Consider the following 17,009-nt stretch of genomic DNA (forward strand, 5'->3'; position numbering starts at 1 on the left):
TCAACGGTCGCTGCCGGACAGCAGTTGCTCGACGCTGCCCAGCGGGGCCGTCGTGTCGACAAGCACCCCGTCGCGCAGGAACACCACACGGTCCGCCCAGCCGGCGTGCCGTGCCTCGTGGGTGACGAGGATGCCGGCGGCGCCCGCGTCGACCCGGCGGCGCAGCAGGTGCAGCACCGCCTCGCCGGTCTGCGAGTCCAGCGCCCCTGTCGGTTCGTCGGCGAGCACCAGCCGCCGCTCGCCGACCAACGCGCGGGCGATGGCCACCCGCTGCTGTTGGCCGCCGGAGAGCTGGTCGGGGAAGCGGTCGGCGAGCGCCGGCAGGCCCACCTCGGCAAGCGCCGCCAGGGCCGCCGTGCGGGCCTTCCGTCCGCCGACGCCGTCGAGCTCCAGCGGGAGCGCGACGTTCTCCAGCGCGCTCAGGCTGCCCAACAGATTGAGCTGCTGGAAGATGTAGCCGATGCGGCGGCGGCGCAGCTGGGCCAGCCCTCGGGGGTCCAGCGCCCCGAGCCGCTGCCCCTCGACCCGTACGTCACCGCGGGTCGGGCGGTCCAGGCCACCGGCGAGGGCCAGCAGCGTCGACTTGCCGGAGCCGGACGGGCCCATCACGGCGACCAGCTCACCCGGCCGGACGACAATGCTGACCCCGCGCAGCGCGTGCACCGCAGCCGGGCCGGTCCCGTGGGTGCGGTGGACGGCGCGTAGCTCCAGCACCGCGTCGTCCGGGTCGCTCACCGTCGCGCCCCCTCGTCGGCCCACCACGCGGGGTCGGACACCCCGCTGGCGCCCGGCCCCGGCGGCGCGGCCGGCGGGACGCTCGGCCGGTGGCGGACAAGGCTGCTCTCGCAGTGGTCCAACCAGCGCACCTCCGCCTCGGCCTGGAACACCATCGAGTCCAGCACCAACCGCCAGGGCAGGTCCTCCGGCCGGTCGCTGCCGTACTTCAACCGGGTCAACTCCTGCAGGGCGCGCATCGTCGCGCTGCGCTGGGCCTGCACCACCGAGCGGACGTCCACCCCGGGGGTGGTGAGCGCCAGCGCCAGCTTGATCGCCAGCTCGTCGCGGGGGCGGTCGGTACGGCTGATCGGGGTGGCGAACCACAGCGCCAGGTCAGCCCGGCCGGCGTCGGTGATCTCGTACGGGCGCTGCCCGGCCTCGCTCTCCGGCAGCGGGCGCACCAGACCGTCCCGTTCCAGCCGGGACAGCGTGGTGTAGACCTGCCCGATGTTCAGCGGCCACGTCGAGCCCGTCGACTCCTCGAATGCGGCGCGCAGCTGGTAGCCGTACATCTGGCCGCGTTCGAGGAGGGCGAGCAGCCCGTGACGGATGGACATGGCAACGGAGTATGCATACCTGGTATCCCATACCGCAACCGGAGCGGATCCGGCTCAGCTCGGGCGACCGGGAAAAGCGACAGTCTGCGGGGTGACACCGGCGGTCTTGCGCCACCGTGTGGCGCGTACGGCGTACTCGACGAGGGCGGCCAGCGCCTGGTCGCGGTCGGCGCCGGTGGTGGAGGCCAGCGCGGCCCGCCAGTGCGCCGCGGTCCGCTCCTCCACGTCGACGGCCAGTCGCAGCGCGCTCGCCCGGTCGGTGACGGCGAACGGCAGCGCGTACCCGGCCCGGTCCGGCGGCACGGTGCCGCCGGTGGTGCTGAGCTGCACCACGAGCGCGTCGCGCCGGCGTCGGTGCGCGGCCTCGGCCTGGCGTGCGGCGTCGCGGGCCGCCCCGGTGAGCCGGACGCCGATGCGCCCGTAGGCGTAGATGGCCGCGTACTCGGCGGAGAGAGCGGTGGCGAGTGCCTCCGCGGCGGTCGGCTGCTTCACTTCAGTGCCTCCTGGTGCGTTGCCCGCGCGGCGGCGATGGAGCCGAGCAGCGCGGCGCGTTCCGCTGGGGCGGACGCGCAGGCGGCGGTGGCGGACTGCTGGGCGGTCTTCTCCAGCGCGCGGAGGGCGGCAAGCGTGCCGGCCGCGTCGGTCGCCGGGGTGGTGCTCGGTGCGACGGCGGGCGCGGAGGGGAGCGGGACGCCGATGACCCGGGCGAGCTCGGTGGCGTGCGCGGTGTGCGTCTCGGCGATCGGGTCGAGGCGGCCGGCGAGGTCCGGGTGGGTCACGGCGCTCTCCCGGTACGCCGCGGCCAGGCCGAGTGACTCGTCGACGATCGGTCGCAGCGGGTCCGGTGCCGGCGTCGGCTCGTCGTCGCGATCGAAAAGATCACAGCCGGCCAGCGGGGCCGTGCCGGCGCCGAATGCCACAAGTGCTCCTGCGCGCAGGAGGTTTCGCCGGGAATGTCCGGATGAATGGTCGCGCTGCGTCGCTCTGCCGTTCCCCACCGGGCAAGTCAACACCATCCGCGCCGCTCCGGGGGTCACCGGCGTCGGTGCGCCGCCCGGCCCGGCGACCGGCGGGCGCGTTACGCTCTGCGCAGCCGCCGGTGCGTCCGCTCCGGTGGCGTGCCGGCATGGCGGGACAAGCGTCCCAGTCGACCAGTGAAAGGGTGCGGAGATGACACAGCGTGGCCGTGCCACCAGGTCGACGGGTCGACCCCGCGACACCGCGGGCTCCCGTGGCCCGCGCGACACCGCCGGCCCGCGCGGCGGCGGTGATCTCGCCGCGCGACGCACCCGGCTGCGGGCCGTGATTGAGCCGGTGGTCAACGACGCGGGCTACGACCTGGAGGACCTGTCGGTCTCCCGGGCCGGTCGCCGGCACGTGGTGCGGGTGATCGTGGACACCGACGGCGGGATCGACCTGGACGCCGTAGCCGTCGTCTCCCGCGCGATCTCGGCCGCCCTGGACGCGGCCGAGGAGGCCAGCGGCGACATCCTCGCCGGGGAATATCAGCTTGAGGTCAGCTCGCCGGGTGTGGACCGGCCGCTCACACTGCCCCGGCACTGGCGGCGCAACGTGGGCCGGCTCGTCAAGGTCACCGTCCGGGGCGCGGCCGCGCTGCCCGGCCAGCGCGGTGAGCAGCCCTCCGGGGACCGCCAGCTGACCGGCCGGGTGGTCGGGGCCGACGACGAGACCGTGCAGCTGGAGACCGACGCCGGCCGGGACTCCTGGGCGTACGCCCAGTTGGGGCCGGGCCGGGTGCAGGTCGAGTTCACCCGCCTCGCCGAGTTGGGCGAGCCGGACGACGACGAGATCGACGACGTGGACGACTCGGACGAGATCGACGATTCAGACGACATCGACGACGAAGATGATGTGGAGGACGAGGAGAGGTGAACATCGACCTCGCGGCGCTGCGCGCACTCGAGCGCGAGCGGGAGATCCCGTTCGACACGATTCTCGCGGCGATCGAGACCGCGTTGCTTACCGCCTACCGGCACACCGACGGCGCCGAGCCGCATGCCCGGGTGGAGATCGACCGTAAGTCGGGCGCCGCCCTGGTGTACGCGCAGGAGATGGACGCCGACGGCAGCCTGGTGCGGGAGTGGGACGACACCCCGCACGACTTCGGGCGGATCGCCGCCATGACCGCGAAGCAGGTGATCCTCCAGCGACTGCGGGAGGCCACCGACGAGGTGCACTTCGGCGAGTACGTGGGCCGCGAGGGTGACCTCGTCACCGGTGTGGTGCAGGCGCACGAGACCCGGATCGAGAAGGGCATCGTCAGCGTCGACCTGGGCAAGTTGGAGGGCGTGCTGCCGCAGTCCGAGCAGGTGCCCGGCGAGCGGTACGCGCACGGCGAGCGGATCCGCTGCGTGGTGGTGCACGTGGCCAAGGGCATGCGCGGGCCGCAGATCACCCTGTCCCGGTCGCATCCGGCGCTTGTCAAGAAGCTGTTCGCGTTGGAGGTCCCGGAGATCGCCGACGGGACTGTGGAGATCGGCGCGATCGCCCGTGAGGCAGGTCACCGTACGAAGATCGCCGTACGCTCCACCACCGCCGGTGTGAACCCCAAGGGCGCCTGCATCGGCCCGATGGGTCAGCGGGTGCGTGCCGTGATGAGTGAGCTGCACGGCGAGAAGATCGACATCATCGACTGGTCGGACGACCCGGCCACCTTCGTCGGCAACGCCTTGTCGCCGGCCAAGGCGCTGCGGGTCGAGGTGGTGGATCTGGCCAACAGGGCCGCCCGGGTGACCGTTCCGGATTTCCAACTCTCCCTCGCCATCGGCCGGGAGGGGCAGAACGCCCGCCTTGCTGCCCGTTTGACCGGTTGGCGGATCGACATCCGCTCCGACGCGGAGCAGGCCGCGCCGGCCGCGCGTGGCGGAGCTGATCAGGTACCGGAGCCGGGCGGCGCGATCTCGGGCAGCTAGGGGTAGACTTCCTCCAGTGGTACGACGCGCGCAACCGGAGCGCACCTGTGTGGGTTGCCGGAAACGTGCGCCGGCCAGCGAATTGCTGCGGGTTGTCGCGATCGGAGACGAGGCTGGTTACAGCCTCCGGCCTGATCCGCTCCGCAGGCTGCCGGGTCGGGGAGCGAACATGCACCCGGATCCGGCCTGCTTCGCGCTGGCGGTGCGGCGCCGCGCCTTCGGGCGAGCGCTGCGCATCACCGAGGTCCTCGACCACGGTGTGCTGGCAGAGCACGTCGATGCGCCAACCACTACGTCCGGTCATCCCGATCGGGCGAGGGTCGCTAGCAGGGTAGGACGACCGACATGAGCACACGATGAAGTCCCTGAAATGACCAGGCTTCAAGTGCACGAGTGAGGTCGCTGCGGGTGCTGCCCGCACGACCTCGGAGTGAGGAGTGCAGTGGCAGGCAAGGCCCGCGTTCACGAGCTTGCAAAAGAGCTCGGGGTCGAGAGTAAGACCGTTCTCGCCAAGTTGAAGGAAATGGGCGAGTTCGTGAAGTCCGCGTCCAGCACCGTCGAGGCGCCCGTCGCCCGTCGGCTGCGTAACGCATTCGTCGCGTCCGCCGGTGCCCCGGCGCCGGCCGCCTCGTCGGCGCCTGCGTCGGCGCCGGCATCGACCCCGAGTCCCACGCCGTCCCCGACCCCGGGCGCGCCCCGGGTCTCGGCCAAGCCGATGCCGCCTCGGCGGCCGGCCGCGCCGGCACCCGGTCCGAAGCCCAAGGGTCCGGTGCCCGGTGCGCCGCAGTCGGCGGCTCCGGTCGCCAAGCCGGCGAGTGCCCACGACATCGAGGTGGCGGCCGCGGAGGCGCGTGCCGCCGCGTTGAAGGCTGAGCAGGAGGCCGCGGTCAAGGCCGCGCAGGCCGCCCGTCAGCAGCAGCGGGACAACGTCCGCCGGGAGCCTCCGGCCGACGGCAACCGGCCCGGTCCTCGGCCGGGTCCCGCGGCGATGCCGCCCCGTCCCGGTTCGCCGGCTGCTCGTCCGAGCACCCCGGCTCCCGGTCCGGGTGCCCGGCCGGGCGGTCGTCCGCCGGCGCGCGGTGCCGGTAACAACCCGTTCGGCATCCAGGGTGGCCAGCAGCAGCGGCCCCCGGCCGCCGGTGCGGGTGGCCCTCGGCCGAACAGCCCGGCGGGCATGCCGCCGCGGCCGAGCCCGAACTCCATGCCGCCGCGGCCCAGCCCGGCGTCCATGCCGAGTCAGCGTCCGGCTGCCGGTCGCCCCGGCCCCGGTGGCGCTGGTCGCCCCGGTGGCGGCGCGGGTCGTCCCGGTGGCGGTGGCGGTGGCTTCCGTGGTGGTCCCGGCGGCGGTGCCGGTGGTGGCGGCGGTGGTTACCGCGGCGGCCCCGGTGGCGGTGCGGGTGCCGGCGGTGGCGGTGGCTACCGTGGCGGTCCCGGCGGCGGTGGCGGTGCTCCCGGTGGCGGTTTCCGTCCGGGTGCTCCCTCCGGTGGTGGCGGTCGCCCGGGTGCGGGTGGTCGTGGCCGTGGCGGCGGCGCCGCGGGTGCCTTCGGGCGTCCGGGTGGTCGGCCGACGCGCGGTCGCAAGTCCAAGAAGCAGCGCAGACAGGAGTTCGACAACCTGTCGGCTCCGACCATGAGCTCGGGTGCTCCCCGGGGTCAGGGTCAGGTCGTCAGGCTCTCCCGTGGCGCCTCGCTGTCCGACTTCGCCGACAAGATCAACGCCAACCCGGGTTCGCTGGTCCAGGAGATGTTCAACCTGGGCGAGATGGTCACCGCGACCCAGTCCTGTTCTGACGACACCCTGCACCTGCTGGGTGAGCACCTGGGCTTCGACATCCAGATCGTCAGCCCGGAGGACGAGGACCGCGAGCTGCTCGCGCAGTTCAACATCGACCTCGACGCGGAGGTGGCCGAGGAGCGTCTGGTCAGCCGTGCGCCGGTGGTGACCGTCATGGGTCACGTCGACCACGGTAAGACCAAGCTGCTCGACGCGATCCGTAAGGCGAACGTCGTGGCCGGTGAGGCGGGTGGCATCACCCAGCACATCGGTGCGTACCAGGTCCACGTCCCGCACGAGGGCGAGGACCGGGCGGTCACCTTCATCGACACCCCGGGTCACGAGGCGTTCACCGCCATGCGTGCTCGTGGTGCCCAGGTCACGGACATTGTGATCCTGGTCGTCGCGGCCGACGACGGTGTGATGCCGCAGACGATCGAGGCGTTGAACCACGCCAAGGCGGCCGACGTGCCGATCGTGGTCGCGGTCAACAAGGTCGACAAGCCGGATGCCAACCCGGACAAGGTTCGCCAGCAGCTGACCGAGTACGGCCTGGTCGCCGAGGAGTACGGCGGCGAGACCATGTTCGTCAACGTGGCAGCCAAGCCGGGCATCGGCATCGAGGAGCTGCTCGAGGCTGTCCTGCTGACCGCCGACGCGTCGTTGGAGCTGACCGCTCCGATCGACGGGCCGGCGCAGGGTGTGGCCATCGAGGCGCACCTGGACAAGGGCCGCGGTGCGGTGGCGACGGTGCTGGTGCAGAAGGGCACCCTGCGGGCAGGCGACTCGATCGTCGCCGGTGGGGCGCACGGCCGGGTCCGGGCCATGCTCGACGAGAACGGCAACCAGCTCACCGAGGCTGGGCCGGCGCGTCCGGTCATGGTGTTGGGTCTGACCGCGCCGCCCGGCGCGGGTGACACGTTCCTCGCTGCGGCGGACGACCGCACGGTGCGGCAGATCGCCGAGCAGCGGCAGGCACGGCGGCGGGCGGCGTCCTTCGCCAACTCCCGTGGTCGGGCCACCCTTGAGACGCTCATGGAGCAGCTCAAGGAGGGCGAGAAGACCTCGCTCAACCTCATCCTCAAGGGCGATGTCTCCGGTTCGGTGGAGGCCTTGGAGGACGCGCTGTTCAACCTGGACATCCCCGAGGAGGTCCAGCTCAAGGTCCTCGACCGAGGCGTGGGCGCGATCACCGAGAGCAACGTCATGCTCGCGAGTGCCTCGTCCGAGCCGGTCACGATCATCGGCTTCAACGTGCGGGCCTCCAACAAGGTCCGTGAGATGGCCGACCGCGAGGGCGTGGAGATCCGGTACTACACCGTCATCTACCAGGCCATCGAGGAGATCGAGGCAGCGCTCAAGGGCCTGCTCAAGCCGGAGTACGAGGAGGTCGAGCTGGGCAGCGCGGAGATCCGCGACGTCTTCCGCTCGTCCAAGATCGGCAACATCTCCGGTTGTATCGTCCGGTCGGGCATCATCCGACGCAACGCGAAGGCTCGGCTGCTTCGGGACGGGGCGGTCGTGGCGGACAACCTCACGATCACCTCGCTCAAGCGGTTCAAGGACGACGCCACCGAGGTCCGCGAGGGCTTCGAGTGTGGTCTGACCCTGGGTGGTTACAACAACGTCCAGGTCGGCGACGTCATCGAGACCTTCGAGATGCGGGAGAAGGCTCGCGCCTGATCCGGCAGTGACACGCTGATCAAGGGGTTTACGCCTGACAGGCGTAAACCCCTTGATCATGCGGGGTGGATTACGGGTATCGTCCGGGGCGATGTTCACCGGAACCGCGGTCTTCGACCTGCTGCTGCCGGGCGACTCCCGGTCGCTCAAAGCCAAGAGATCATATGTACGGCCGATCGTGGCGGCACTGCGCCGCTTCGAGGTTTCGGCCGCCGAGGTGGGTGCGCTCGACCTGCACGGTCGGGCGCAGATAGCGGTGGCCGTGGTGGCCGCCGAGGCGGCGCACGTCCGCGAGGTGCTCGACTCCTGCGAGCATCTGGTGGCCGCTCGCCCCGAGATCGACCTGCTGTCGGTCCGACGCCGGCTGTACGGCGTGGACGACGACTGACAAGGGTGCCGACGGTGCCGGGCGACCGGTGCGGGCCACGAAGGTAATGTTCGAGATGTTGGCCGGTCGGCCGGCGGCTCCAGGCCGCCGTGCCGTCCGGGAGCAGGACGCCGTGGAGGTGGCGAGATGTCTGATCCGGCCAAGGTACGCCGGCACGCTGAACGGGTGCGTGAGCTGGTCGCGTCGGTGGTGCGGAGCCAGATCAAGGACCCGCGGCTCGGCATGATCACGATCACCGACGCCCGGATCACCGCTGACCTGCGCGAGGCGACGGTCTTCTACACGGTGCTCGGTGACGCGGTGGCCCAGGCGGACACCGCGGCGGCGCTGGAGAGCGCCAAGGGGCTGCTGCGCAGCACGGTCGGCAAGGCGCTGGGGCTGCGGCACTCGCCGACGCTCACCTTCGTCCTGGACGACGTGCAGGACCAGGTCAAGCACATCGACGACCTGCTCGCGGCGGCCCGCAACGCCGACGCCGAGGTGCAGCGCCTCGCCGCCCAGGCGAAGTACGCGGGCGAGCCGCAGCCGTACCGGGTCGACGACGAGGACGACGACAACGAGGCCGACGAGGCCGACGAGGTCCCGGACACCCCTCGGGGTGGGGAAGCGCGGTGACCGGCGCCGCCGGCACCCAACTCGCCACCGCGATCGGCGCCGGCCCCGCCGAGGCGGACTGGGCTGCGGCCGAGGCGCTGATCCGTGGCCTCCCGCCGACCGGCCGGGTGCTGCTGATCTGTCACATCAACCCGGACGGCGACGCGCTGGGCAGCATGCTCGGCTTCGGTCTGGGTCTGCGCCGGTTCGGCGTACACCTGTTGCAGGCGACCTTTCCCGGGCCGCCGGAGGTGCCCGAGCCGCTGCGGGGTCTGCCCGGCCAGGATCTGCTGGTCCCGGCGAGTGCAGCGGACCCTGATCCGGATCTGGTGATTTGCTTCGACGCGGCGAGCGAGTCGCGCCTCGGCGAGTTGGCCGGTCGCCTGACGGCGGCGGGCTCGTCGCTTGTGCTCGACCATCACGCCTCCAACCCCGGCTTCGGCACCGTCAACCTGGTCGACGCGAAGGCCGCGGCGACGTCCGTGGTCGCCGAGCAGTTGTTGACCCGGCTCGGCGTGCCGCTGGACCGGGCCGTCGCCGAGTGCCTGTACGTGGCGCTGACAACCGACACCGGCTCGTTCCGGTTCGAGGCGACGACCCCGGCGGTGCACCAGTTGGCCGCCCGCCTGCTGGCCACCGGCATCTCACCCGGGGATATCTCCCGGCGGGTCTTCGACACCCGGCCCTTCGGGGCGGTCCGGCTCTTCGGCGAGGTGCTCGGCAGGGCTCGGTTGGAGCCGGCGGCGGCCGATGGGCGTGGGCTGGTGTGGACCTTCGCCACCCTGGACGACCTGGCCCGCCACGAGCAGCGGCCGTACGTGCTGGAGGCGCTCATCGACTCGGTGCGCTGCACCGCTGAGTCGGACGTGAGCTGCGTGCTGAAGGAGACCTCGACCGGCGACTGGGCCGTGTCGATGCGCAGCAAGGGCGCTGTCGACGTCAGCCGGGTGGCGGTCGCGCTGGGTGGGGGAGGGCACCGCCTCGCGGCCGGGTTCACCGGTCGGGGCACCGTCGAGCAGGTGGTCGAGGCGATCCGTGGCGAACTGGGCGCGGCGTTGATCGACACCGCCGCCTGACTGCGAAGATCAGGGTCAGTTCCGGGGGGTGTTGGTCTTTCGACACTCCGTATGACCGGGAAGAATTGCGGGATGGACCAGCCGCACGACCTCACCATGGAGGCCCCCCGAGTCTGGGACCGGCCTGCCGTCTCCGTCCCGGTTCTCGTCTGCCTGTCGCTCGTCGGTGGGCGGTTCGCGTCGTTCTCGACCGAGGCCAATCTTTACACGCTCGGCACCGGCGGGGTGCTGATCTGGCTCGGTCTGAGCAACCGTGTGCCGCGCCGGCCGGCGCCGCGCCGGCTGGGTGCGGGAGCGGCCTGGTGGGCGTTGCCGGTGGTGATCTTCGGCGTCTTCGAGGGCGCCACCTTCGTGCTTGCCGTCGGTGACGACTTTCCCACGTTCTCCCGGCTGGCCGATCCGCTGCTGGAGGACAATCTGACCCGGTCGGCGGCCTGGTTCGCCTGGCTGGCCGCGTTCTGGGGGCTGGTGCGGCGATGATGCGGGCGTTGGCGATCGGCGGTTTCCTCACCTCGCTGGTGCTCTTCGCCGTGGTCGAGTGGCTGGCTCGGCGGGAGGGTTCCCGGATCCCCACTCTGGGCGAGGTCTGCGCATATGTGATGCGCTATGAGGTCGGCCCGGTGCCGGTGGGCCGTATCGGTCTGTTCGGGTTCTGGTGGTGGCTAGGGTGGCACTTCCTGGCCCGTTGAGCCGGGTCGGCGGGTGCCCATATGGTGGGAACCGTAAGCAGCATGTGGACCTGAACGATAACTTGGGAGGCGACCGGCAGCGCGCTGCGGTGCAGGTCATGGGCTGTGGTGCCACACCTCGCGCTGCCTCCCTCCAGGGTCGGACCGACCCGGGCTCACGCTGCCAGCCGGCTGCTCCGGTAACCCCGGACCGTCGTGGGGGCGCAGTACGACCGCCCGTGAGGGCCGCCGTTGTCGCGGCTCGCACCCTGGAAGGAGCGCCACCATGCCGAACAAGCCCAAGCCGGAGACCACCGACGACGCCCGCGAGCAGGCTCGCCGCGCACTCCAGACCTCTATGGACACCCGTCAGTGACCCGATGCGACAGGCGGTGACGACGTCGACGTGACACGTCGACGTCGTCACCGCCTGTCCTGCGTGATGTCCCAACCCCGGTGGCCGCCCATGATCGGCGCCATCCCCAGCAGCTCCGCCGAGGTGACCGCACCCTCGGCCCAGAAGCTCTGAGCTGCTCGACAGCTCTGATCCGCTCGACGACCAGCCGAAAAGACGGCCGGGGCGGCCGGTGTCCCGTCCTCCCCGGCCGCCCCGCAGAAGTCGCTCAGGACAGGAACTTGTCCAGGGCGGCCTCGATGGTTCCGGAGTCCGGCGCCGCGTATGCCTTCATGGTGCTCTTGTCGTACGAGATGACGCTCGGGCACCGGCTCGCCGGGGCGGTCACGGTGCCGCCGTCGCCGATCTTCTCGGCGGTCTTGGCCGCGTAGAAGGTCAGGGTGTAGCGCGACGAGATGTAGTCGACGGTGACCTGCTTCTGGGCGCTGTCCTTGTACTGACACTTCCTGGGCGTGCCCTGGCTGCCTTCCTCGAACTTCAGGCAGCCGACGACCGAGACCTTCTCGTACTCGTCGCTCTTGGCGTAGTAGGGCTTGCTCGAGGCGACGTACTTCGACGACCAGAACGTCGGCCGGTCAGGGTTGTTCGAGAACGTGTACGCCTTGGCGCCGGACGGTCCGCTGTAGGGGGCCGCGTTCAGGATCTGGCTGCCCTCGCAGACGTTCGACAGGTCGCTGGAGTAGCGGGCCGTCATCGAGTTGTTGTCGGCCGGCGGGCCCGACTCGGCGGGCGTGGGGGAGGCCGCCGCGTCCGGACTGGCGTCGGTGCCGGGGGCGGGGCTGCCGGATGCGACAGTCGTCCCGGGCTCCTCGTCGTCGCCATAGGCGATCACGAGGCCGATTCCGGCGCCGCAGATGGCGAGTACGAGGACCACCGCGCCGGCGACCAGCCCGATGATCAGGCCCTTGTTCGACTTCTTCGGCGGCGGAACAGGGACGCCGTACTGGGGCGCCGAGGGCCCATATGGCGGCGCCGGGGCTCCATACTGCGGCGCCGGGGCGCCGTACTGCGGCGCCGCCGGTGGCTGCTCGTAGGGGGGGTAGCCACCGCCCTGTTGCGGGGCTGGCGGCCCGCTCCAGGGTGTGACGTTGGGGTCTGGTTGCTGCCCTTCGTACGGGGGGTAACCGTTGCTCAATGTAAGCCCTATCGGTGTCTAAAAATGTGAACCACGTGCGTGGGAGTCCCGATCAGGGTAGTGACCGGCGCAAGTGGGGTCCCCAGACAGTCGGCCCCGACAGCTTGGCCCGCCTCGTTGTTCCCATCAAGTGAGAGATCCGTAAGCGTCCATTGCTCTTGCGCTCCTTACAGGGGTCGTGCCAGGATCGGCGCCGATGAGCCAACAAGCCTCCACCGGCGTCGCGACGGCCCCCAACGGAACAGCCTCGCCGCGCCGGATCGCCGCACTCGCCCTACCGGCCCTCGTCGTGCTCGCCGCCGAGCCGCTCTACGTGCTCGTCGACACGGCAGTCGTCGGGCACCTCGGCCGGGTGCCACTCGCCGCGCTCGCCGTCGGCGGCACAGTGATGACGCTCACCGCCTGGGTCGGCACCGTGGTCGCCTACGGCACCACAGGCCGTTCGGCCCGCCGCTTCGGCGCCGGCGACCGAGGGGCGGCCGTGGCCGAGGGCGTCCAGTCGTCCTGGCTGGCGCTCGGCGTCGGGCTGCTGATCGCGGTCGGCATGCAGTTCGGCGGCGGCGCACTCGCGCGTACCCTCGCCGGCGGTGGTGGTGAGGTTGCCGACGCCGCCGCGCACTGGCTGCGGATCGCGGCCCTGGGCGCCCCCGGCCTGTTGCTCGCCGCCGCCGGCAACGGCTGGCTGCGCGGCGTGCAGGACACTCGCCGCCCGCTGTATTTCGTGCTCGGGCCCAACCTGCTCTCCGCGGTGCTCTGCCCGCTGCTTGTCTATCCCGTTGGGCTGGGCCTGATCGGATCGGCGATCGCCAACGTCATCGCGCAGACGCTCTGCGGGGTGCTCTTTGCGGTGGCACTGGTCTCCGAGCGGGTATCGCTACGCCCCCGGCCCCGAGTGATCCGCCAGCAGTTGGTGCTCAGCCGGGACCTGCTGATCCGCGGCGTGGCATTCCAGGCCAGCTTCCTCTCGGCGACCGCCGTCGCCGCCCGCTTCGGCGCCGCCGCCGTCGGCGCGCACCAGATCGCCCTGCAACTCTGGTTCTTCACCGCGCTGGTGCTCGACGCGCTTGCCATCGCCGCGCAGTCCCTGGTGGGCGCCGCACTCGGCGGCGGCGACGACGCGGGCGCGCGGGCGCTGGCCCGCCGCATCGGGCTGCTCGGCGGCATCTGCGGCGTCGCGTTCGCGCTGCTCGTCGCCGCCGGCGCCGGCGTCGTACCGTCGTGGTTCACCGCCGACCCGCAGGTACGCGAGCAGGCCATGGTGGCCTGGCCGTGGTTCGTCGTCATGCTGCCGCTGGCCGGGGTGGTGTTCGCCCTCGACGGCGTGCTGATCGGCGCCGGCGACGTCGCCTACCTGCGCAACCTCACCATCGTGGCGGCGCTCGGCGGTTTCCTGCCGGCCATCTGGCTGGCCTACGGGCTCGACCTGGGGCTGGGCGGCATCTGGGCCGGGCTCACCCTGTTCGTGGTGATCCGCCTGGTCGCCCTGCTGCTGCGCCTGCGCAACGGCAGGTGGGCGGTCACCGGCGCGGTCCGCTGACCGGGTCGCTGGCCCGCCGTCAGCAGCGCAGGGTCGTCGGCGCGGGCGCGTCGAGGTCGAAGAATGTGCCCGGGTCACCCCCGGGAATCCGGTCCCGGTGCACGTCGGCCACCCAGAACTGCTCGCGTACCCAACCGTCCCGCAGCGCGTCACAGTCCGCGTTCCAGGTCACGACGTTCGCCGAGGTGATCCAGAGACCTCCGGCGGGGGCCGGCACGTCGTCCGGGTGTGGCACCTGCCACACCACCCGGTCGCGCAGCGCCACCACGCCGGCGCCGGCGGGCGCCCGCAGGTCCACGTCGAACGGGTACACCCAGACGAACTCCGTGGAGACCTCAAGCGCCCGGATGCCGTTCGCCGTGGTGGCCCGGTAACTGATTCGGCCGTCGGCACGGGCACCGGGCTCCCAGTCCGACGGCGATGCCATCCGTGTCGCGTACCGCAGGAAGCTGTTGTTGGAGAAGTCCGACCGGAGTTGCTCGCGCAAGTCCGGGGCGAGCAGCGCGAGGAACGGCTCCGGGTCGCCCATGAACATCGACGTGTCGATCCGGCTCTCGACAAGCGCCTTGCGCACCGACTCCAGCGCGGTCCGCACCTGGGTCTCGGTGAACGGCCCCGTCCTCGTGGCCGCCGGCATCCGCACGGCCTCCTCGGCTGGCGCGAAGGTGGCCGCGGGCGACCCGGCGAACAGGTCCCGTGGCTCGCCGACCCTGCTCAGCGGAGGCGTCGGGCTCGCCGAGGCGGACTCGCCGCCACCATCGGCGATCCGGGCGACCAGCACCACGCCGCCGCCGACCATCAGCAGTGCCAGCACCAGCCCGAGGCCGACAAGTAGTGCTCCGTTGTGCCGGGCCGAGAAGAAGCGGACGCGATCCCATCCGGCGGGTTGGTGCTCCGTCTGCGACGACCGCATCCAGTCAGGTAGCTGCGTCGGGTTGACCTGTGCGACAGCAGGTGGCGAAGGGTCGACGGGGTCGGTCGGCGTGGGCTCGTCGCCAGGTGTGTGCGGCATGGCTCCTCTGTCAGTATTCGCCGCTGGTGGCCAGCGCGAGCAGGTAGTAGGCGCCGGTCACCAACGCGGTCCCGAGGACGGCGGCCACGACGAACGACAGCACGGCGACGAGGTTCGGGTGCGATTCGCTCCACCGGGTCCGGTCGCGCCAGTGCCACACCACCCGGCGGGCGGTCCGCAGCGCCGGCCACCTCTCGAGCAGGTCGTCGACGTAGCGCGCCGGGGTCCGTCGCTTCGGCGCCGGCTGCCGCATCCACTGCGGCAGGTCGACCCGGGCGCGGTGCTGATGCGCCGGACGGCGGTCGGGGGTCATCGGTGGTCCTGATCTCGGGTCGGTGTCAGCGGGCAGGTGATCTTCGCACCCGCCCAGTCGGCCGGCTGCCCCTGCCGGACAAACCGTCCGATTGTCGCCTCGTCCCGACAAGCCGCTCAGCCCGCCGGGCGGAGGTTCGGGTCACGCCGGGCCCGCCCACACACCGCCGGGTGCCGTCCATCTGGCAGGCTTGGCCGACGTGAGCACCGATGGTCTGATCGTGGTCGACAAGCCCGGCGGCATGACGTCGCACGACGTGGTGGCGCGGATCCGTCGCCTGGCGAAGACCCGGAGGGTCGGGCACGGCGGCACCCTCGACCCGATGGCCACCGGCGTGCTGATCATCGGCGTCGGCCGGGCCACCCGGCTGCTGACCTACGTGATCGGCGCCGGCAAGAGCTACACCGGCACCATCCGGCTCGGCCAGGCCACAGTCACCGACGACGCCGAGGGCGACGTGATCGCCACCACAGCCGCCGGCCACGTCACCGACGACGCGATCCGCGCCGCGCTTGGCGCGCTGAGCGGCGAGGTCGACCAGGTGCCGAGCGCCGTCAGCGCCATCAAGATCGACGGGCAGCGGGCGTACAAGCGGGTCCGCGACGGGGAGAACGTCGAACTGCCGGCCCGGCGGGTCACCATCTCCCGACTGGAGGTCCTGGCGATCCGCCGCACCACGCCGGACGTCGTTGACGTGGACGTGGATGTCACCTGCTCGTCGGGGACGTACATCCGGGCCATCGCCCGGGACGCGGGCCTGGCGCTCTCCGTCGGTGGGCATCTCACCGCGCTGCGCCGCACCGCCGTCGGTGGCTTCACCCTCGCGGAGGCGGCGACCCTCGACGAGCTGGAGCAGCGCGCCCCGGCCGTGGTGAACCTGCCGCTGGACGCGGCGGCCGAGCGGTTCTTCCCGCGCCGGGAGGCGACCCCCGACGAGGCGCGGGTGCTCGCCCACGGTGGGCCGCTGGACCCGGCCGGCCTCATCGGTCCGTACGCCGTCTTCGGCCCGGCCGGCGGCCTGATCGCTATCGTCAGCGAGCGGGACGGGCGGGCCCGCGCGGAGATCGTGCTCGCCCCGGCGTGACGCTGGCCAGTTGTTAACAAGGGGCCCTTCCTACACACCAGGCGTTAAGAAGGTGCCCTTCCTTGCAGGGAGGAGCGGCATGCAGCGGTGGCGGGGGTACGACGCGGCGCCCGGTGGGTGGGGGCGCTCGGTCGTCACCATCGGTGTCTTCGACGGCGTGCACAAGGGGCACCAGGCGACCATCGGCCACGCCGTGGCGCGGGCCCGGGAGTTGGGTGTGCAGTCGGTGGTGGTCACGTTCGACCCGCACCCGGCCGAGGTGGTCCGGCCCGGCTCCCACCCGGCGGTGCTCACCGAGCAGGCCCGCAAGGCAGAGTTGATCGAGGCGCTCGGCGTGGACGTCCTCTGCGTGGTGCCGTTCACCGCGGAGTTCTCCCGGCTGCCGGCCGAGCAGTTCGTGCACGACATCCTCGTCGAGCACCTGCACGCGGCGCTCGTGGTGGTGGGCAGCAACTTCCGCTTCGGGCACCGGGCCGCAGGCGACGTGGCGCTGCTGGAGCGGCTGGGGCAGACCTTCGGTTTCGGGGTGGAGGGCGGCCCGCTCGTCGCCCAGGACGGCACGGTCTTCTCCTCCACGTACATCCGCTCCTGCGTCGACGCGGGTGACGTGGGTGCCGCGGCGGCGGCGCTGGGCCGCCCGCACCGGGTCGAGGGCGTGGTGGTCCGCGGCGACCAGCGCGGCCGGGTGCTGGGCTTCCCCACGGCGAACCTGCTCTGCCACAGGTACGCGGCGGTGCCCGCCGACGGGGTGTACGCCGCCCGGATGATCCGCCGAGGGCAGCACGAGCCGCTGATGGCTGCGGTGTCGGTGGGCACCAACCCGACCTTCTCCGGCCGGGAGCGGCGGGTGGAGGGGTACGTGCTGGACTTCGACGGCGACCTCTACGGGGAGCGGCTGGCGCTGGACTTCGTGGCACACCTGCGCGGTCAGGTCCGGTACGACTCGGTCGAGCCGTTGATCGCCCAGATCGAAGAGGACGTCGCACGCACTCGGCGCGCTCTGAGCTGATCGTCGCCGAGGATCGCGCCGCTCCCGCCGAGCCCTTCACCGGGCGCTTCGGCT

19 protein-coding genes are annotated in these 17,009 nt (G+C 71.9%); 12 read left to right on the forward strand and 7 right to left on the reverse strand.

Going from position 1 to position 17,009, the window contains the following annotated elements; translation table 11 throughout:
* From ACFY2Q_RS13965 to ACFY2Q_RS13980, 4 genes are read right to left on the reverse strand one after another with little or no spacing between them, the layout of a single operon-like run.
* Positions 1–735 carry an ABC transporter ATP-binding protein gene (locus tag ACFY2Q_RS13965; RefSeq protein ID WP_387130092.1) on the reverse strand — a complete coding sequence of 245 codons (735 nt, stop codon included), beginning with the start codon at positions 733–735 and terminating at the stop codon, positions 1–3.
* Positions 732–1,334 (reverse strand): PadR family transcriptional regulator, encoded by a 603-nt coding sequence (locus ACFY2Q_RS13970; protein ID WP_387130094.1) that lies wholly within the window; start codon positions 1,332–1,334, stop codon positions 732–734. Before ACFY2Q_RS13970 ends, ACFY2Q_RS13965 begins: the two co-directional genes overlap by 4 nt.
* Positions 1,335–1,388: 54 nt before the next feature.
* Positions 1,389–1,826 (reverse strand): ferritin-like domain-containing protein, encoded by a 438-nt coding sequence (locus ACFY2Q_RS13975; protein WP_387130095.1) that lies wholly within the window; start codon positions 1,824–1,826, stop codon positions 1,389–1,391.
* A complete protein-coding gene (locus ACFY2Q_RS13980; protein ID WP_387130096.1) occupies positions 1,823–2,350 on the reverse strand; it encodes a hypothetical protein in 528 nt (175 codons plus the stop codon). Before ACFY2Q_RS13980 ends, ACFY2Q_RS13975 begins: the two co-directional genes overlap by 4 nt.
* A 154-nt stretch (positions 2,351–2,504) precedes the next feature.
* Between ACFY2Q_RS13980 and rimP the strand changes: the two genes are divergently transcribed.
* The 9 genes from rimP to ACFY2Q_RS14025 all read left to right on the forward strand — a co-directional run bounded on the left by rimP (position 2,505) and on the right by ACFY2Q_RS14025 (position 10,471).
* Entirely contained in the window at positions 2,505–3,227 is a 723-nt protein-coding gene (gene rimP, locus ACFY2Q_RS13985; protein ID WP_387130098.1) for a ribosome maturation factor RimP, read from the forward strand.
* Positions 3,224–4,267 (forward strand): transcription termination factor NusA, encoded by a 1,044-nt coding sequence (gene nusA, locus ACFY2Q_RS13990; protein ID WP_387130099.1) that lies wholly within the window; start codon positions 3,224–3,226, stop codon positions 4,265–4,267. The genes rimP and nusA overlap by 4 nt, the downstream gene beginning before the upstream one ends.
* Positions 4,268–4,283: 16 nt before the next feature.
* Positions 4,284–4,616, forward strand: a complete 333-nt coding sequence (locus ACFY2Q_RS13995) for a YlxR family protein (RefSeq protein ID WP_387130100.1) — start codon at positions 4,284–4,286, stop codon at positions 4,614–4,616.
* Positions 4,617–4,709: 93 nt separating this feature from the next.
* Entirely contained in the window at positions 4,710–7,724 is a 3,015-nt protein-coding gene (infB, locus tag ACFY2Q_RS14000; protein ID WP_387130102.1) for a translation initiation factor IF-2, read from the forward strand.
* A 91-nt stretch (positions 7,725–7,815) separates the two neighbouring features.
* Positions 7,816–8,112, forward strand: coding sequence for a DUF503 domain-containing protein (locus tag ACFY2Q_RS14005; RefSeq protein WP_387130103.1), 297 nt, complete (start codon positions 7,816–7,818; stop codon positions 8,110–8,112).
* A 126-nt stretch (positions 8,113–8,238) separates the two neighbouring features.
* Positions 8,239–8,727, forward strand: coding sequence for a 30S ribosome-binding factor RbfA (rbfA, locus tag ACFY2Q_RS14010; RefSeq protein WP_387130105.1), 489 nt, complete (start codon positions 8,239–8,241; stop codon positions 8,725–8,727).
* A complete protein-coding gene (locus ACFY2Q_RS14015) occupies positions 8,724–9,782 on the forward strand; it encodes a bifunctional oligoribonuclease/PAP phosphatase NrnA (protein ID WP_387130107.1) in 1,059 nt (352 codons plus the stop codon). Before rbfA ends, ACFY2Q_RS14015 begins: the two co-directional genes overlap by 4 nt.
* Positions 9,783–9,854: 72 nt before the next feature.
* Positions 9,855–10,262, forward strand: coding sequence for a hypothetical protein (locus ACFY2Q_RS14020; RefSeq protein WP_387130109.1), 408 nt, complete (start codon positions 9,855–9,857; stop codon positions 10,260–10,262).
* Complete coding sequence (locus ACFY2Q_RS14025; protein ID WP_387130360.1) at positions 10,262–10,471, forward strand: DUF6186 family protein; 210 nt, start codon at positions 10,262–10,264, stop codon at positions 10,469–10,471. The genes ACFY2Q_RS14020 and ACFY2Q_RS14025 overlap by 1 nt, the downstream gene beginning before the upstream one ends.
* Positions 10,472–11,073: 602 nt before the next feature.
* Here the strand turns inward: ACFY2Q_RS14025 and ACFY2Q_RS14030 are convergent.
* Positions 11,074–12,000, reverse strand: coding sequence for a hypothetical protein (locus tag ACFY2Q_RS14030; protein ID WP_387130111.1), 927 nt, complete (start codon positions 11,998–12,000; stop codon positions 11,074–11,076).
* 196 nt (positions 12,001–12,196) lie between these two features.
* Here ACFY2Q_RS14030 and ACFY2Q_RS14035 point away from each other — a divergent pair, with 196 nt between their 5' ends.
* On the forward strand, positions 12,197–13,537 hold the full coding sequence (locus tag ACFY2Q_RS14035) for an MATE family efflux transporter (RefSeq protein ID WP_387130112.1): 1,341 nt from the start codon (positions 12,197–12,199) through the stop codon (positions 13,535–13,537).
* Between the two features lie 19 nt (positions 13,538–13,556).
* On the opposite strand, the gene ACFY2Q_RS14040 is transcribed toward ACFY2Q_RS14035, so the two are convergent.
* Both ACFY2Q_RS14040 and ACFY2Q_RS14045 read right to left on the reverse strand, forming a co-directional pair.
* A complete protein-coding gene (locus tag ACFY2Q_RS14040; RefSeq protein ID WP_387130114.1) occupies positions 13,557–14,549 on the reverse strand; it encodes a hypothetical protein in 993 nt (330 codons plus the stop codon).
* A gap of 10 nt (positions 14,550–14,559) precedes the next feature.
* Complete coding sequence (locus tag ACFY2Q_RS14045; protein WP_387130116.1) at positions 14,560–14,862, reverse strand: hypothetical protein; 303 nt, start codon at positions 14,860–14,862, stop codon at positions 14,560–14,562.
* Between the two features lie 199 nt (positions 14,863–15,061).
* On the opposite strand from ACFY2Q_RS14045, the gene truB reads away from it, so the two are divergent.
* Positions 15,062–15,946: a tRNA pseudouridine(55) synthase TruB gene (gene truB, locus ACFY2Q_RS14050; protein WP_387130118.1), complete on the forward strand. Its 885-nt coding sequence runs from the start codon at positions 15,062–15,064 to the stop codon at positions 15,944–15,946.
* 79 nt (positions 15,947–16,025) lie between these two features.
* Entirely contained in the window at positions 16,026–16,955 is a 930-nt protein-coding gene (locus tag ACFY2Q_RS14055; protein WP_387130119.1) for a bifunctional riboflavin kinase/FAD synthetase, read from the forward strand.
* Positions 16,956–17,009: the final 54 nt, after the last annotated feature.

It is taken from the genome of Micromonospora sp. NPDC000316 (genome assembly GCF_042898885.1).
In the GTDB taxonomy this organism is placed as follows: Bacteria; Actinomycetota; Actinomycetes; order Mycobacteriales; family Micromonosporaceae; genus Micromonospora.

Excerpts from the sequence above, each read along its gene's own strand:
- ACFY2Q_RS13970 (WP_387130094.1), bottom strand. The coding sequence starts at position 1,334 with ATGTCCATCCGTCACGGGCTGCTCGCCCTCCTCGAACGCGGCCAGATG.
- ACFY2Q_RS13980 (WP_387130096.1), bottom strand. The coding sequence starts at position 2,350 with ATGGTGTTGACTTGCCCGGTGGGGAACGGCAGAGCGACGCAGCGCGAC.
- rimP (WP_387130098.1), top strand. The coding sequence starts at position 2,505 with ATGACACAGCGTGGCCGTGCCACCAGGTCGACGGGTCGACCCCGCGAC.
- ACFY2Q_RS14005 (WP_387130103.1), top strand. The coding sequence starts at position 7,816 with ATGTTCACCGGAACCGCGGTCTTCGACCTGCTGCTGCCGGGCGACTCC.
- rbfA (WP_387130105.1), top strand. The coding sequence starts at position 8,239 with ATGTCTGATCCGGCCAAGGTACGCCGGCACGCTGAACGGGTGCGTGAG.
- ACFY2Q_RS14020 (WP_387130109.1), top strand. The coding sequence starts at position 9,855 with ATGGACCAGCCGCACGACCTCACCATGGAGGCCCCCCGAGTCTGGGAC.
- ACFY2Q_RS14025 (WP_387130360.1), top strand. The coding sequence starts at position 10,262 with ATGCGGGCGTTGGCGATCGGCGGTTTCCTCACCTCGCTGGTGCTCTTC.
- ACFY2Q_RS14035 (WP_387130112.1), top strand. The coding sequence starts at position 12,197 with ATGAGCCAACAAGCCTCCACCGGCGTCGCGACGGCCCCCAACGGAACA.
- ACFY2Q_RS14040 (WP_387130114.1), bottom strand. The coding sequence starts at position 14,549 with ATGCCGCACACACCTGGCGACGAGCCCACGCCGACCGACCCCGTCGAC.
- ACFY2Q_RS14045 (WP_387130116.1), bottom strand. The coding sequence starts at position 14,862 with ATGACCCCCGACCGCCGTCCGGCGCATCAGCACCGCGCCCGGGTCGAC.
- ACFY2Q_RS14055 (WP_387130119.1), top strand. The coding sequence starts at position 16,026 with ATGCAGCGGTGGCGGGGGTACGACGCGGCGCCCGGTGGGTGGGGGCGC.